This window comes from Pseudoalteromonas mucoides (assembly GCF_049257175.1).
GTDB lineage: Bacteria > Pseudomonadota > Gammaproteobacteria > Enterobacterales > Alteromonadaceae > Pseudoalteromonas.
The window spans coordinates 61,136-77,042 of record NZ_JBMMUC010000003.1 but is presented as its reverse complement, the minus strand read 5'-3'; the positions used below and the strand labels follow the sequence as shown (position 1 = coordinate 77,042).

At 39.9% G+C, this 15,907-nt stretch carries 16 protein-coding genes; 6 read left to right on the top strand and 10 right to left on the bottom strand.

Annotation, left to right across the window (positions count from 1 at the left end; translation table 11 throughout):
• Positions 1-31 precede the first annotated feature (31 nt).
• Entirely contained in the window at positions 32-2,056 is a 2,025-nt protein-coding gene (metG, locus tag AAEU30_RS03715; protein ID WP_421959370.1) for a methionine--tRNA ligase, read from the bottom strand.
• 176 nt (positions 2,057-2,232) lie between these two features.
• On the opposite strand from metG, the gene apbC reads away from it, so the two are divergent.
• The 3 genes from apbC (at position 2,233) to AAEU30_RS03700 (ending at position 6,522) form a co-directional block, all read left to right on the top strand.
• Positions 2,233-3,312, top strand: coding sequence for an iron-sulfur cluster carrier protein ApbC (apbC, locus tag AAEU30_RS03710; protein WP_421959369.1), 1,080 nt, complete (start codon positions 2,233-2,235; stop codon positions 3,310-3,312).
• A 4-nt stretch (positions 3,313-3,316) separates the two neighbouring features.
• Positions 3,317-3,907, top strand: a complete 591-nt coding sequence (dcd, locus tag AAEU30_RS03705; protein WP_421959368.1) for a dCTP deaminase — start codon at positions 3,317-3,319, stop codon at positions 3,905-3,907.
• A gap of 137 nt (positions 3,908-4,044) precedes the next feature.
• A complete protein-coding gene (locus AAEU30_RS03700; protein WP_421959367.1) occupies positions 4,045-6,522 on the top strand; it encodes a putative bifunctional diguanylate cyclase/phosphodiesterase in 2,478 nt (825 codons plus the stop codon).
• A gap of 20 nt (positions 6,523-6,542) precedes the next feature.
• On the opposite strand, the gene AAEU30_RS03695 is transcribed toward AAEU30_RS03700, so the two are convergent.
• Positions 6,543-7,316 carry a CLCA_X family protein gene (locus AAEU30_RS03695; RefSeq protein ID WP_421959366.1) on the bottom strand — a complete coding sequence of 258 codons (774 nt, stop codon included), beginning with the start codon at positions 7,314-7,316 and terminating at the stop codon, positions 6,543-6,545.
• The gene (locus tag AAEU30_RS03690; protein WP_421959365.1) at positions 7,313-7,918 is read right to left on the bottom strand and encodes a tRNA-uridine aminocarboxypropyltransferase; all 606 of its coding nucleotides are present in this window, start codon (positions 7,916-7,918) and stop codon (positions 7,313-7,315) included. Before AAEU30_RS03690 ends, AAEU30_RS03695 begins: the two co-directional genes overlap by 4 nt.
• Before the next feature lie 138 nt (positions 7,919-8,056).
• Between AAEU30_RS03690 and AAEU30_RS03685 the strand changes: the two genes are divergently transcribed.
• Entirely contained in the window at positions 8,057-8,401 is a 345-nt protein-coding gene (locus AAEU30_RS03685) for an Hpt domain-containing protein (protein WP_421959364.1), read from the top strand.
• A 118-nt stretch (positions 8,402-8,519) separates the two neighbouring features.
• Positions 8,520-9,737 carry a pyridoxal phosphate-dependent aminotransferase gene (locus AAEU30_RS03680; protein ID WP_421959363.1) on the top strand — a complete coding sequence of 406 codons (1,218 nt, stop codon included), beginning with the start codon at positions 8,520-8,522 and terminating at the stop codon, positions 9,735-9,737.
• Between the two features lie 46 nt (positions 9,738-9,783).
• Here AAEU30_RS03680 and AAEU30_RS03675 read toward each other — a convergent pair whose 3' ends face one another.
• From AAEU30_RS03675 to AAEU30_RS03660, 4 genes are read right to left on the bottom strand one after another with little or no spacing between them, the layout of a single operon-like run.
• Positions 9,784-10,251: an outer membrane lipoprotein gene (locus AAEU30_RS03675; protein ID WP_421959362.1), complete on the bottom strand. Its 468-nt coding sequence runs from the start codon at positions 10,249-10,251 to the stop codon at positions 9,784-9,786.
• A 17-nt stretch (positions 10,252-10,268) separates the two neighbouring features.
• Positions 10,269-10,898 carry a penicillin-binding protein activator LpoB gene (gene lpoB / locus AAEU30_RS03670; protein ID WP_087534356.1) on the bottom strand — a complete coding sequence of 210 codons (630 nt, stop codon included), beginning with the start codon at positions 10,896-10,898 and terminating at the stop codon, positions 10,269-10,271.
• A gap of 10 nt (positions 10,899-10,908) precedes the next feature.
• Positions 10,909-11,334 (bottom strand): YcfL family putative periplasmic lipoprotein, encoded by a 426-nt coding sequence (locus tag AAEU30_RS03665; protein ID WP_087534355.1) that lies wholly within the window; start codon positions 11,332-11,334, stop codon positions 10,909-10,911.
• Positions 11,335-11,342: 8 nt separating this feature from the next.
• The gene (locus AAEU30_RS03660; RefSeq protein WP_421959361.1) at positions 11,343-12,716 is read right to left on the bottom strand and encodes a COG3014 family protein; all 1,374 of its coding nucleotides are present in this window, start codon (positions 12,714-12,716) and stop codon (positions 11,343-11,345) included.
• 172 nt (positions 12,717-12,888) lie between these two features.
• Here AAEU30_RS03660 and AAEU30_RS03655 point away from each other — a divergent pair, with 172 nt between their 5' ends.
• Positions 12,889-13,755 carry a DMT family transporter gene (locus tag AAEU30_RS03655; protein WP_421959360.1) on the top strand — a complete coding sequence of 289 codons (867 nt, stop codon included), beginning with the start codon at positions 12,889-12,891 and terminating at the stop codon, positions 13,753-13,755.
• On the opposite strand, the gene AAEU30_RS03650 is transcribed toward AAEU30_RS03655, so the two are convergent.
• From AAEU30_RS03650 to AAEU30_RS03640, 3 genes are read right to left on the bottom strand one after another with little or no spacing between them, the layout of a single operon-like run.
• Positions 13,733-14,431: a M15 family metallopeptidase gene (locus AAEU30_RS03650; protein WP_421959359.1), complete on the bottom strand. Its 699-nt coding sequence runs from the start codon at positions 14,429-14,431 to the stop codon at positions 13,733-13,735. The two genes, AAEU30_RS03655 and AAEU30_RS03650, sit on opposite strands and share 23 nt — an antisense overlap.
• On the bottom strand, positions 14,428-15,558 hold the full coding sequence (gene dapE, locus AAEU30_RS03645; RefSeq protein ID WP_421959358.1) for a succinyl-diaminopimelate desuccinylase: 1,131 nt from the start codon (positions 15,556-15,558) through the stop codon (positions 14,428-14,430). The genes AAEU30_RS03650 and dapE overlap by 4 nt, the downstream gene beginning before the upstream one ends.
• Complete coding sequence (locus tag AAEU30_RS03640) at positions 15,555-15,902, bottom strand: ArsC family reductase (RefSeq protein ID WP_421959357.1); 348 nt, start codon at positions 15,900-15,902, stop codon at positions 15,555-15,557. The genes dapE and AAEU30_RS03640 overlap by 4 nt, the downstream gene beginning before the upstream one ends.
• Between the last annotated feature and the right edge of the window lie 5 nt (positions 15,903-15,907).

Genomic DNA, 15,907 nt, shown 5'->3' with positions numbered 1-15,907 from the left:
AAAAGCGGCTTTCTGTAGTCACATCATCGAATTACATTACACGCATGCCAGGCTCAGAGCCGTCATCTGGGTTTAGAATATAGATTTCTTTTCCACCAGGTCCTGCTGCTAAAACCATGCCTTCTGACATACCAAAACGCATTTTTCGAGGTTTAAGGTTTGCTACCATTACTGTCAGTTTACCTTCGATATCCTCAGGTGCATAAGCAGATTTAATACCGGCAAATACTTGGCGTGTTTCACCACCTAAATCGAGTGTTAGTTTTAGTAGTTTATCAGCGCCTTCAACATGCTCTGCTTTGGCAATCTTAGCTACACGCAAGTCTACTTTGGCAAAGTCATCGAATTCAATTTCATCTGCAATTGGCTCCTTTGCCAGTGGGCTATTAGGGTCAATCTTATCCTTCTCAGCGAGTAAGCTTTCTTTCGACTCTTCAACCATTTTATTCACTTTATCCATTTCTACACGTTGCATTAAAGGTTTAAATTTATTGATTGCATGATTCACTAACGCGGTTTGCGTACCTTGCCATGCAAGCTCATCATTTAAGAAAACTTCAACGTTAGCTGCCATTCCCGGAAGTACAGGTTTTAAGTAAGTCATCAGTACACGGAATAAGTTTAGGCCCAATGAACAAACTTGATGTGCTTCTTCTTGTTTTGCTTCGTCTTTAATTAATACCCATGGTGCTGCAGTATCGATAAATTGGTTTGCTTTGTCGGCAAGCGCCATTATTTCACGAATTGCGCGGCTGTATTCGCGGTTTTCATAATGCTGTGCAATACCGTCAGCGGCGGCTTGGAACTCTGCAAGTAGTTCAGGCTGCATAATAGTGTCGCTTAGTTTTCCGTCAAACTTTTTAGTAATAAAGCCAGCACAGCGGCTCGCTATATTTACTACTTTACCAACTAGGTCAGAGTTAACACGTTGAGCAAAATCTTCTAAATTTAAATCAAGATCAGTAATGCCGCTGTTAAGTTTAGCTGCGTAGTAATAACGTAAAAACTCAGGATCTAAGTTATCTAAATAAGTACGCGCTTTGATAAATGTGCCTTTTGATTTAGACATCTTTGCGCCATTTACGGTAACAAAACCGTGGGCAAATACGTTTGTAGGCTTTCTAAAGTTCGCGCCTTCCAGCATTGCAGGCCAAAATAGGCTATGGAAGTAGATGATATCTTTACCAATGAAATGATAAAGCTCTGCATCTGAGCCTTCAGCCCAAAAAGAATCAAAATCAATGCCTTTGGTATCACATAAATTTTTAAAGCTGGCCATATAACCGATCGGTGCATCTAGCCATACATAAAAGTATTTACCTGGCGCACCAGGTATTTCAAAACCAAAGTAAGGGGCGTCGCGACTAATATCCCATTGTTGTAGGCCATCAGCAAACCATTCATCAAGTTTGTTTGCCATTTCTTGCTGAATTGTACCTGAGTGTAGCCACTCTTTTAACATGTCTTCAAAGGCGGGTAAGTCGAAGAAATAATGTTCTGAATCTTTTAATACAGGCTCAGCACCTGACATAACTGAGCGCGGGTTAATTAACTCAGTTGGGCTGTAAGTCGCACCACAAGCATCACAACTGTCGCCATTTTGATCTTCAGACTTACACGTAGGGCAGGTGCCTGTGACAAAACGATCTGGTAAGAAAATGCCTTTCTCAGGGTCGAACAACTGAGAGATAGTGTGCTTTTTAATGTGACCTGCTACATTTAAGCGATTATAAATTAATTCGCTAAACTCTTTGTTTTCTTGGCTGTGAGTGCTGTGGTAGTTATCAAACTTGATATTAAAATCAGCAAAATCACGTTGGCGCTCTATGCTAACGTTTTTTACCATTTCTTCCGGCGTGATCCCTTGTTTTTGCGCATTGAGCATAATTGGCGTGCCGTGGGCATCGTCGGCACAAACATAATATGTTTCGTGACCTTGTAGTTTTTGAAAACGTGACCAAATATCAGTTTGAATGTATTCCAATAAATGGCCTAAATGAGTTGGGCCATTGGCATAAGGTAATGCGCTGGTTATAAGGATCTTTCGCTGTGTCATAATCATTCCGAATTGACGGTTCCGGTAAAGGAACGGATGAATATCATAATTTTTATCACTAAACTGTAACGCGAGCGTACGAGGCTAGCCGATATTTATTAATTGACTGGTGTTAATGCCCTGAATGTTACATAATTCCGAGGCAATTTTCATCAAAGAAACGCTATTTTATTGCTATGTTTGGACTGTCAAAACTATTCTCTTCTAAATCGGTGCAAAAACAACCGATAATTGCCGCCTTAGCCGCTTATCGCAGTGCTGCATTTGCAGTGGGAATTGATGAGCAGTTTATTAAATCTATCCACGGTAAAGATGATAAATCTTTTGTTATTGAACTAATTTTACCGTTTGCTGCCCGCTCAGAAATGAACGCTTTAGCGGCGTTTGTTAGTGAACAACTAAAACAATCTGTGGAAATTAGTGCAACGGTGGCATTACCTGCGCAGTATAAATTCAAAAAAATAAAACACATTGTATTAGTCGCATCTGGCAAAGGTGGCGTTGGTAAATCTACAACGGCAGTTAATTTAGCAGGTGCTCTACAGCAAGAAGGGGCTAAGGTGGGGATTCTAGATGCGGATATTTATGGTCCATCTATACCCATGTTACTTGGTCTTGAAGGCGCAACACCTAAAGCTAAAGACGATAAGCAGTTATACCCATTTGATGCTAATGGAATTAAAGCTCAGTCTATAGGTTTTTTAGTCCCCAGTGATGATGCAACTGTATGGCGTGGGCCAATGGCATCAGGGGCATTAACTCAGTTGCTTAACGAAACTCTCTGGGGCGAGCTTGATTACCTAATTGTCGACATGCCGCCAGGTACTGGCGATATTCAACTAACGATGAGCCAAAAAGTGCCCTCAAGCGGCACCGTAATTGTGACTACTCCACAAGATTTAGCACTTGCCGATGCGCAAAAGGGCATTGCCATGTTCAATAAGGTAAATGTACCTGTACTTGGCCTAATAGAAAATATGAGCCATTTTATATGCACTCATTGTGGCGAGTCAAATCATGTGTTTGGTAAAGACGGTGCTGTTAAACTCGCGCAGCGTCACGGTGTGCCGGTACTTTCCCACATTCCGCTAGCGATAGATATTCGAGAATATTCAGAACAAGGCAAGTTAATTGCCAATGACAACGGTGCGGCTATTAGTAGTACTTATGCCAGTGCAGCACGTTTAATAGCAAGCCAGCTTTATTATCAACAAACCCATCATAATCCGTTAGAGATTGTGATTACGGACGATTAAAATAATGAGATTATCAGATACCCATATTAAAGAATACATTGCACAACAACGCATTGTTATAGAGCCAAGTCCAAGCGATGAGATGATTTCAGGCGTCACAGTTGATTTACGTTTGGGAAATAAGTTTCGTGTTTTTCAAGATCACACAGCCGCATATGTTGATTTAAGCGGACCCAAAGATCAGCTTAATAAAGCAATGGAATCGATAATGAGTGATGAAATTGTGCTTGATCAAGAGCAAGCATTCTTTTTACACCCAGGTGAACTTGCTTTAGCAATTACGCACGAGAAAGTAACTTTACCAGCGGATGTAGTAGGGTGGCTCGATGGCCGCTCATCACTAGCGCGTTTAGGTTTAATGGTGCATGTTACAGCGCACCGTATTGATCCAGGTTGGTCTGGTAATATTGTGTTGGAGTTTTACAACTCAGGCAAACTGCCGCTAGCGCTCAGACCGATGATGAAGATTGGTGCTATGAGCTTTGAGACGATGTCTGGTCCAGCAGAGAATCCGTATAACATTCGTAAAGATGCAAAATATAAAGATCAAAGTAGTGCGGTAGCAAGTCGAATTAGCGACGATAAAAACGAATAAATGCAATATTAATAAATAAACTAAAAGGCCTGAAATCAGGCTTTTTTTATTTTGCTAGAGTGAATTTAGCTATTTACTGGCATTTATAAATATACCTTCCATACTTTAGTATAGCTCAATCAACACATGGAGTGAGAGTGAGGTATATAAGCACCTTGTTTAAAGTTTTTATTCTGACTGTACTGTTGTTTGGCAGTGTTGTTAGCCCACGTGTGCTTGCATCTGTTGTTGAAAATGCAGTTGTGCTTCGCAGTGATACTTTGTCAGACACACTTCCTCCATTTGAGCAGTTAATTCGCACTGCTGAACTTAAAGATGCCACATCATTTAACCTACCACCCCAGCAAGGTTATTGGTTGCTGTTTAATCTTCATGAGTTGAGCCCCAAGCAAGACCATATTTTATACATTGACGGTACACAAATTGACACCGTTAAATATTACTTATTAGATAATGATTTTGCATTGTTGAGCTCGGCTTCTCACCGTCATGGCGCTTATCTTGATAAAATTATTCCACATAGCGTGTTAAAATCAGGCTCAAATCAAGGTTGGGCAGCGCTTTACCTTAAACATAGTCGCAGTAGCGAATTAACCATTAATATAGTCCCTGAGCAGGCTTTTTATAACCTCGTGGAGCAGCGATTATTTACTGTTTCAGCCCTTACAGTTTTACTCTTGGTTGCGATGGCAATCAGTTGTGCATTTTATTTTTTATCGCGACGCATTAAGTTTGTTTATTTATTCGCATATTTATTGTGTTTACTGATAGGCATGCTGGCAAGCAAAGGTGTATTTATATTTATTGATACAAGGGTTTCTGCCAGCTTTGCTTTAACAGCCAGTGCACTGAGCTTCATTGCTGCACTTGGTTTTGCATGTATGTTTTTTATGCGCTCGAGCTATGGACGACGAGAAATTATCATCGCAAGAGTAAGACTGCCACTAATATTACTCGCTGTATTTGGGTTAAGTGTTATCGCGTGTATCTTAATGTATGACCTGACTATGTATATATTGATGGCAAGTTTTATCGCTGAATCAGCCATACTGATATTTCTATACATGCAATGGAAAGAGACTCAGCCGTCTTACAGTGGTATTTATTTATTAGCGTGGTATTTAATTATTGTTCAAGCGGTTGTATGGCAACTAACCCTGCTATTGCCTCAATCGTTATACTTACTAAATGATATTCTCGTAGTGTTTAATACTTGCGTCTTTGTCGGTGCTGTATTAATTCAAGATAGATTACGAATTTTACAATATAATTATAACCTACTACATGATGATGAAACTGCACTTCCCAATAAAAAGCTGCTACTGAATTGTCTGCAAAGCAAGGTAAAGTTATCCCAGCCGCACTCAATTATTTTATTTAAGCCTGCTATATTGTTAGACGCTCGCGCTAACTTTGGTTATGAGCACGCAAATGAGCAAATAAAAGAAACGATGACAAAATTAGCTCATCAATTGAGTGTTATGAATGCAGCAAAAATAGAAGCGACGAAACTTAAAAGTCACTACATAGCCCGCCTCGATGATAGCACTTATGCGTTTGTGGCTAATGGTAAGTTGGAGTTAAGCCAAATAGAGCAGTTTGTATGTGTCACGATGGCGGTGTTTGCCGAAGGAATTAGCCATAACAGCAACCACTTTGTGAACAAAGTTGATATAGGGGTGGCTAATTACCCGCTGCATGCTGTAAATGCTGAGCAATTAATTCAACGTGGCTTGCAAGCGTTGAGTGTTAAGCCTCTTCATGGTGAGCGTTGGCATATGTATGATGCGCAAAACTCAAGTTTGTCGCAATATCGTCTAGAAGTTGCTTCTTATTTAAAAGAAGCCATTGAAGAAAACCAGTTAAGCTTGTTTTTTCAACCACAAATTTGTTTAACCACAGGTAAATTACACGGTGCAGAAGCCCTATTGCGCTGGCACCACCCAACACTAGGGCACGTTCCGCCGGATGAATTTATACCTATAGCTGAATCATCAGGAATGATTTTTGAGCTAACAGAGTGGGTAGTTGAGCAAGCATTAGCATATCAAAAAGAAGTACAGGCTATTTACCCTGAGCATATTATTTCCATTAATATATCGGCCAAAGATTTATTGCGTAAAGAGTTACCAGTATTATTTTTAACGCTTTTAAATGAGTATCAAATAAATGCTGCAAATGTAATGCTTGAACTTACAGAGTCAGCCACATTAAATGATGGTGTAAACATCAAAACAGCGTTAAATGATTATAGGTTGATAGGGTTAAAAATTGCGATTGATGATTTTGGTACTGGTTATTCTTCATTAGCTTATTTGAGTAAAATGGGATTTGATGAAATAAAAATAGATAAGCAGTTCGTGATGAATATTGAATACTCTAAAAACGATCAAACAATCTGTCGTGCCACCTGTGATATTGCCAAAAGTTTAGGTTCTTATGTGGTGGCTGAGGGTATAGAAGACATCGAAAGTTTACAGCGGTTAAAGGGGTTTGGTTGTGAAGTAGGCCAAGGATATTATTTCTCCCGACCATTGGCGTTTAATGACTATTTGCTCTGGCTTGAAAAGCACATACAAACAACGGCAGAAGTTGATGTTTATCATATGAGTTGAGTTGGAAATAAATCTTGCAGTTAACCTTGTAATAAAGCGCCTAATTGGTGAAAGTAATTATCAAGCGCGACTCTACACTGTGATGTATGTGTGGTGTCTGGGTAAACTAGATCTGAATTTGCTAAGTTATCAACCAAAAATAGATTAGTTATTTTCTTATCACTTGCGATACACGCTTCAAAGCAACGCGCTGCCAGCTCTTCTGGCATGCTCATATAAAACAACTTTTGTTTTTCATCGATTAACATAGAGCGTTTTACGTAGTTATTTGCTTGTAATGCATCATTGGTTAAAAATACGTGCTTGTAAAATTCATTGAGAGCACTGTTGAGTGGGTGGCTGTTGTTTATAGGTTCTTCAAGCCATAACTTGGAAGCAAAAAAATGAGAGCCAAAATCAGGGTATAAGTGAGCTGTTATATGATGATCAAAGGCATGGAACCATTCATGGGCAAGTGCGCCTCCTCCTGCGTTTTTAGCCAGAGCTAGCGTCTGCGTAGCACTGTTATAATGAGCTTGTACGTGCTGTTGTCCACCATGACCAAAAGCAAAGTTTAATTTACCTCTGAGTCCGATGGCACTAGGCGGTAGCTGTAATATTTGTGCTAAATCCGCTAATGCATCATAAATTAAATTTGCGCTTATATAACGCTCTTCTTTTGTAACCCACTTTCCAAGCACCATGGTGCGAAAACCAAAAGTATCTTTAATATCGGTGAAATCCACTTGGTCATCAAAACGATAATCAGGTCCTTGTCGGAAAAAGCCACGCTTTAATCGATTGGTGTAGCTCATGGGTTTAAGTAGCGAGCCTTTACATGTTCAGGCATAAATTGCGTTTGTTTATCATTAAGTGCATCTAAAACTTGGTATAAGGGGGTGGAATCACATTGTTCTATTAACATTAAGCTATGCGCAACGGCTTCGAGACTTGATAAACTATCAGCTCTTGGAGCTTTACGGATCCGATACCGGTTAGTAGGAACAGTGGCAAAGCTCACTTTTTTAAACATCGTTAGCTTGGGTGTTAATTGCATTATTTTAAATGCTTTTTTCCATGTGCCATCCAAGAGCACTAAATGAGTGAGCTGTTTACAAAACTGTTTGGTATGTGAATTTATTTTATCGAGCATGATTGCATCGTCATCGGGGTAAAGCAGAGCCGTTGTGGCTGCTGGTAGAGTGTCTAAAATTTTAAAGTCTTTATCACTTTCACCTTGTATAAGGGTACAGCGTGCCAGGCAAAAATTAAGTAGCTTTGCTGTGTTTTTAGTTATTTTTGTTTCACTAGGGTGCTGTAAGATAATAATATGAGTTTGGTTTTTGATTGTCACCAGGCTTTTACAAAGGCAAGTTACGACACTATATTGGCATTTTTCACAAACGGCGCGAGACATAAAAATAATCTATTATTACAATTAGTTTGAAAACACAGTAATTATACGCTTAATATATCGATTAAGTGGATTTTTTTCTAAAGAAAGTTAAAGTAGTTAAATTGCGCGTGAAACTAAACAGAATAAAAAGGAAATAAAATGAATACAGTAGTTATTGATGAAAGTGCTCTGCAAAGTATGGAGTCATTACTTGGAGAGCAATTTAGCGATACATTGACCTTTTGTTGTGCTGAGTTTGAACGTTTAGCCGGTGAAGTGTTAGCCACTATAGGGAAAGATTTAGAAGCATCTATTCGTCATGCGCACAGCTTAAAATCGAATGCATCTCAGTTTGGTGCAACAAGTTTGTCAGATGTGGCAAGAGAGATAGAGCAAAGCCTTACTAATGGTCAACAAGAACAAGCAATTACAGCTTCAAAGTTATTGGATGAGCAAGTTGAGGGTTCTAAACAAGCTTTAATTGATTGGTTATCTACACGCTAAAATACTCTGTTGATAAAAACAACTTAGGTTGAACAAATTTCAATTCACAAAGAGCAACATACGCTAGCATTTAGATCCTCTATTAGGTTAATCTGGGTATTCACTAGTAGAGGTAGAAATGTCACAAATTAAAAAGAGTCACAAATTAGAAGGTGTTTGTTATGACATTCGCGGGCCTGTTTTAGTACAAGCACGTAAAATGGAAGATGAAGGCCAAAAAGTATTAAAATTAAATATTGGTAATCCCGCTGCATTTGGTTTTGATATGCCAGAAGATATGCATCGCGATATTATTCGTAATTTATACTCAGCCCAAGGCTATTGTGATTCTAAAGGCCTCTATTCAGCCCGTGTGGCTATTTATCAGCACTACCAACAACGTGGCTTATATAACTTAGACGTAGATAATATATACATCGGTAATGGCGTCAGTGAACTAATTCAAATGACCACACAAGCATTGTTAAATAATGATGATGAAGTGCTCATACCTGCACCAGATTACCCACTTTGGACAGCATCAGTAAAGTTGGCTGGTGGAAACCCGGTACATTATCTGTGTGATGAAGAACAAGACTGGTTTCCTGATATTGCAGATATACGCAGTAAAATCACGTCAAAAACAAAGGCGCTTGTACTTATAAATCCAAACAACCCAACTGGGGCGGTTTATAGTGACGATCTGTTACAGCAGCTTATTGATGTTGCCAGAGAGCATAAGTTACTGCTGCTGAGTGACGAAATCTACGAAAAGATTTTGTACGATGGAGTAAGTCATAGCTCTATAGGTGCTTTGTGCGATGATGTGCCAATAATTACATTTAACGGCTTAGCCAAAACATACCGTGCAGCGGGCTTACGCATGGGGTGGATGGTGCTAAGTGGTCGTATTGATTTGATGGATGATCTTAGTAAAGGTCTAAATATTTTGGCTTCTATGCGGTTATGCGCAAACGTGCCGGCCCAATATGCTATTCAACAGGCATTGGGTGGGGTGCAATCAATAGATAGCTTAATAAACCCTGGTGGGCGTTTATACGAGCAACGAGACATTGCATGGCATGGCTTAAATGCAATTGAGGGTATAACGTGTACGAAACCACAAGGTGCGCTTTATGCGTTTGCAAAAGTAGATACTGAACGCTTTAATATCAAAAATGATGAAAAGATGATTTTAGATTTACTTAAAGCAGAAAAAATATTACTGGTTCACGGTCGGGCATTTAACTGGCCTAACCCAGATCACTTTAGATTGGTTTTTTTACCCAACAAAGATGACTTAAAATCGGCGATGGGCAAGATGCAGCGGTTTTTTACTCATTATCGACAAGCTTGATTTAAAAAATAAAAGCGAGCAACCAGTGCTCGCTTTTACTAGGACTCTAATAGGATTTATCAACTCTGACTGTGTTATCAGATAAGTAGACTAAACGAACATCATCGCCAGTATTAAAGCGCATTTGGCTGTCTACGTCTTGTACTACCATAAACTGCTCACCGTTTTCGACTTTTATCATCAACTCAACTAAATGGTATTCATTATAATGACTGATTTGTTGTTTATTGTGGGCAATGCTTCCACCAATCACTGAACCTAAGATAGTGGCTGCGGTACGTCCGCTACCACCACCAAATTGATTACCAATAACACCGCCAAGTAAAGCACCGCCAAAGGTTTTCCAGCCATTTGCTTTATCTTGTACCAATTCTTGTTCGGTGATGTTACGTACTGATCTTACTTCACCAAATAGAACTTGTTGCACTGGTACTGCTTTGTTTCGTTCATATGCTGCAAAACTAGGTGCAGTAAATAACAGTGTTGTACACAGAATTAACCCTGATTTTTTCATGGTTTTCTCCTTAGCTATTACCAGCCAAAGGTTGATTTTTCACGCGTTTTACGTATTTCAGTTTCATCGGCCCATTCAACTAAACCACTTTTTAGATCCATTAAACGCATTGTGAACTTATAATAAACATCAGCTTTATCTTCGTTAGATTTAACAATGCTCGATAAGTTGCCATAAAGCATGTACTGCGCACCCACTTGTTGTCCAAATGCAACCGCAGTAGATGGATCGATTAGTGCGTCTACGTTTTGAAAGTTTAATTGCTCGCGTACAGCTTCAACACGACCCATATCAACAAAACGGAACTTACCGCTGCGTAACAGCTGAGTCGAGATAGAGTCAGTAATTGATTCAGTATCTATATGCTCACTGGTTTTGTTTTTTATACGTTCGACAAATACGATAGGGCGACTGTTAGCTGTCATAGTTCCCACTACAGGGGAAGAAAGTAGTGAATCTGTCATTTGTGTTGCTACTTTTTGTAGATCAGTAGAACCAAAATTGATATCCGTGGTTTCAACTGCTTGTGCATCGCCATAACTGACGACTGCTTTATTAGCACAACCGGCTAAAGTGAGCACACTTAAACCTACTAAAGCAAACCCTGACAGCTTATTAAAAGTCGTTTTTTGATTAATAGTATTCATGTTTATTTCCTTAATCTTCAAATTCTTGTGCTTCGGTGGAAACTTCACGTACCGCGAGCGAAAAAGTAACGGCGTCAGAAGTAGGTGCAAGCCCCGGCAATTGTATATTGGCAAAACCAAACAATGTAAGTGCCTGCCAAGGAGAATGATTCCCTTTTATTACAAAGCCATCACTGTCGTACCACGTAAATTGGTATTGTAAATACTGTGATTTTTTATATTGACTCGACAATGTAACAACAACATCAGTCAGTTGATTTGTCTGTCGCGTCTTGACGTCTGTAATTGCTAATTTTTTTCCAAGCTCAGGGTTGTTTACTTTTAACTGTTGCTGATATTGTGCACTTGATTGCTCCACTGCAACACCTGATGTTGTTGGTCTGCTGGAACATCCTGCCAGTATACATACCGCGAGTATTGGTATTAAAATTTTCATGGTCGCTCCTAAAGTTGCACTACATGAGAGTTAAAGTAATTATTAATAGAGGTTAGGTAAATCAACGTTAACCCTTGCTTACTAACTTCAAAGTTTATATCTGGGTGATTGTTACCAATGTTTAATGTATGTGTTCCAGCTGTAATATCTGTACGTGCAACACTTATTTGATTTGGCAAAGTTAACCAGCTTCGTGTATCAGCTTGCTCTGATGCTAAGTTATAGATATTTGCTAAGATATTCCCAACATCACCGCCACTTCTGGCAAGTTCAGCTCGTACTTTTTCTTTTGCAACTAACCGTAATACCTGGCGAGTAACACGTGCTGGTGTTTGCTCTTGTAATGTTTTAGCTGCTAACGCTTCTATACGCACCAAAGGGCTGAGTGATACATTTTGACTGGCAATCTTTATCTGCTCAATCGCGGGTACAAATGCACTGTCTTTATAAACAGGCATCGCTAAACTGTAAAAGCGTGCGTCACCTCGAGAGGTGTAAATGGGTAAACGTAATACAAACTCATCTTTTTGAGGCACCAATCCTTGCTCAATAATTACAACTACCTCGCCATTGCTAGTTGCTTGCTTAGGTTGACCAAAACGCTTGATAAATTGCTCTAAATCTTGATCAAAGCCTTGTTGCTTTGCTAAACGCATGACATCTTGCTGTAAGTAGCGGTTGTCAGGGTTTATTTCTAATGCTTTTTTATAATCAATGTAAGCATCGTCGAATTGTTTGTTACTTTGATAAAGTAGCGCAGAAAGATAAAACGTAAAGGCATTTTGGTAGCCATTTTTTACGTTCTTAATTACCTCATCCATACTCGGGTAATGTTTTTGTGCTTCCTTAACCGTGGCATCAATTTCACTTTGGTTTTGTGCTAAAGCATCAACTTGTACTTTGTTAGCTCGGCGTACTTCAACCAGTGCACCTTCTATATCATTATTAAACACATAATTAAGTGCTTTATAGCTGTGCAGCATACTCATTTCGTAAGGTGCTGGCTCATAGGCAATCACAGAGTCATTGGTTAGCAATGCATTACTTTGTTCAAGACCGCTCGATACTTGCACTTTTGCTGCTTGGCGAATGTTTTCCATTTGTTGATACACAGCTTCGTAATCTGTTTGTGCTTTACTATTTTGATTACTCAAATCGTTTAACCGCCCATGCTCCAATTGATTGAGCAAATAGTTGCTATGCGATTGCGAATTACTGGGTAAAAGTTGCTGAGCTTCAGTGACATCATTCACACGTATCGCTTGACGTACGGGGTTTATTTGCGTTGCATAATCAGTGAAAAGATCACCAAAGCCTACTGTGCTACAGCCACTGATACTCGCTAATATAAAACCCAATCCAACAATAAAACGGCGCTTCACACGTCACTCCTTTATGCTTTTAATATACATTAGCATAGTCTTATTAATGGTTGATGATAAACAATGTAAAAATTCGTAGCATTTAATTTATATTAGCCTATATGGGTATTATGAAAACTGATACCCTGCTACAGCTTGTTCAAAGGTAAAAGCCAGCTAATAAGGAATAGATTTGAAAGCAATAATATATACAGTACTTGCGCTTGTTGCCTTTGCTGGTAACTCTTTACTTGCACGCATGGCATTAGCCGATGGGTCAATTGATCCATGGAACTTTACGTCGATACGTTTATTCAGTGGTGCGATATGCTTAGGAGTTATTTTATTAATTCAACAAAAACGTTTTGCAACTAAGCACACTGTTATTACCCAAGAGCGGGGGAGTTGGCGAAGTGGTATGAGTTTACTTGTTTATGCGCTTTGCTTTTCTATTGCTTATGTTGAGCTGGATACAGGAACAGGTGCGCTCATATTATTCTCAGCGGTGCAGTTGACCATGATAGGGTGGGGGATCTTCAACAAAGAGCGCTTTTCAATGGTGCAATGGTTAGCATTTTTTGTGGCGCTTGCTGGCTTCGTTTATTTAATGCTGCCATCTGCTGCTGTGCCATCGTTATTACCGGCGTTATTAATGACCTTGAGTGGTATTGCTTGGGGAATTTATAGTATTCGAGGTAAAAGCTGTGAGGCGCCTTTTAAAGCGACAAGTTATAATTTTGCTAGAAGCATTGTCGCATTACCTGTATTGATGATTATAGGCTTTATGGCGGTATCTCAAATAAGTTGGCAAGGAGTTTTACTTGCGTGTGTTTCAGGCTCTGTGGCTTCAGGGGTAGGTTATAGTATTTGGTATATCGCTCTTCCATTATTAAAAAGCAGTCAGGCAGCAGTGGTGCAATTATGCGTGCCTGTCTTGGCGGCTATTGCAGGTGTGATATTTTTAGGCGAAGCCTTAACGGTGCAATTTGTTATAGCCAGCGCCGTGATCCTTGGCGCTGTATTGGTTTTTCTGATGGCTAAATCGGCGCCGACACATTAGTAACATAGCGTTCAAATAATTCGGGTAGGTGGGTTAAAATGGTTTGCTTACCCAGTAGATCACTTTGCTGAATTAGCTTACTAAGCACCTCGATATTGATTGCTTCACACATAATATGTGATTGCTCAATATGGCTAATATGCCAAGGTTCAGGTGCAACCCCGCCTAAATCTTTCTCATAAGGGCGGTAAAAACCAAATTTCACTAGGTTATCGTTAAGCCAAGTTGTCATCGCTGCAAAGGGGCCTTCATCTTCATACTCATGCGGCTCAAGCTGTAATTTGTAGCCTTGCTTAATGGCGGCTTGGTCAAATATATCAACATCAGTACCAAAATGGTGGCGGCTCGCTCCGGGCAATGCACTATAGAGTAATATTGCATTGCAAATATCGAGTTCTGATAAGGTTGATAAATCAACTGGCTGCTGATCTTTGTTAAGCACAGGGCGAACGCCAGAGAATTTAGCATTCCAAATGGTACTTTGTCGCTCAAAATCTCTAAAGCTAGAGGCTATTGTAAGCTCAAAGCCAGCTTGTTTTGCGGCATTTTGCAATGCTATAAAGTCATCCACTATACCGACATGAATACGGTGGTTAGCGAAATCAACCAAATGTGCGTCACTGCAACCCGTTGCGCATGCAGATAACTGTAACGGGTTTAGTGATAAGGCGCTCATACTAATAGCTTCTCCAATATTTGTTCATAAATATCACTCAATTCGATCAAGTCATCGGTGCTTACACATTCATCTACTTTATGAATTGTTTCATTACGAGGACCAAGTTCTATTACTTTGGCGCCTGTCTGCGCTATAAAACGGCCATCTGATGTGCCTCCCGAGGTTTCAAGTGCAGTATCAAGGCCTGTTACTGATTTTATAGCTGCAACAGTGGCCTCTATTAATGGGCCGCCTTCAGTAATAAATGGCTGGCCATTCACGATCCAATTTAGCTCATAATCAAAATCATAGTCTTGTAATATGGTATTCACACGTTGCTGCAATTGCTGATGCGTGACCTCAGTACTAAACCTAAAATTAAACTGAATCTCAAGTTCGCCAGGTATCACGTTGCCTGCCCCAGTACCGCCATTGATATTAGACACTTGAAAACTGGTTGCCGGAAAGAATGCGTTCCCATTATCCCATTGAGTTTGACTAAGTTCGCTAAGCGCAGGCGCTGCCAGATGGATCGGGTTCTTAGCAAGATGCGGGTATGCGACATGCCCTTGTACACCTTTAACCTTCAAAAAGCCGGTCAAAGAACCACGGCGGCCGTTTTTAACCACATCGCCTAACATATCGCGAGAAGAAGGCTCACCGACTAAACACATATCTATTTTTTCGCCACGCTGTTCAAGGGTATCAATTACTTTAGTGGTGCCATTGATAAACGGGCCTTCTTCATCGGAGGTGATCAAAAATGAAATAGAGCCTTTGTGATCAGGGTGCTTAGCTACAAACCGTTCAGTAGCTACAATCATCGCAGCCAGCGAGCCTTTCATGTCAGCAGCTCCGCGACCATGTAACATACCATTTTCTACTAATCCTGAAAAAGGTGGATGTTGCCAGTTCTGTTCAGGTCCGGTGGGTACAACATCAGTGTGGCCAGCAAAACAGAAATGAGGAGATTGCTGACCTTTCCTAGCCCAGGTATTTAGAGTATCTGTAAAAAACAGTGATTCGATATTAAAACCAAGTACTGCTAAACGTTCGTTCATCATCGCTTGGCAACCTGCATCTTCAGGTGTTACAGAGCGGCGTTGAATAAGTGCTTGGGCAAGTTCAATAACAGGGTTTTTCATAGGCCAAAAATCTCATCAAATTGAGCGGGTTTAAAACCTAAATGATAGCTTTGATCATGGATCATAACAGGGCGTTTTATCATTGCAGGTTGCTCCACTAATAAACTAAGTGCGGAGTCTTTGTCTAGATTTTGCTTTTGCTCATCAGATAATTGGCGATAAGTTGTGCCACGTTTATTAACCAAGTCTTGCCAATCAATATGGGCAGCAAACTCTGTGATCATCTCAAGGCTTACACCATCTTTGCGATAGTCATGAAAAGTGAAATCGATGTTTTTATCTGTTAAGTATTTTTTTGCTTTTTTTATCGTATCGCAATTACTGATACCGTAAAGAGTGGTCATATTAT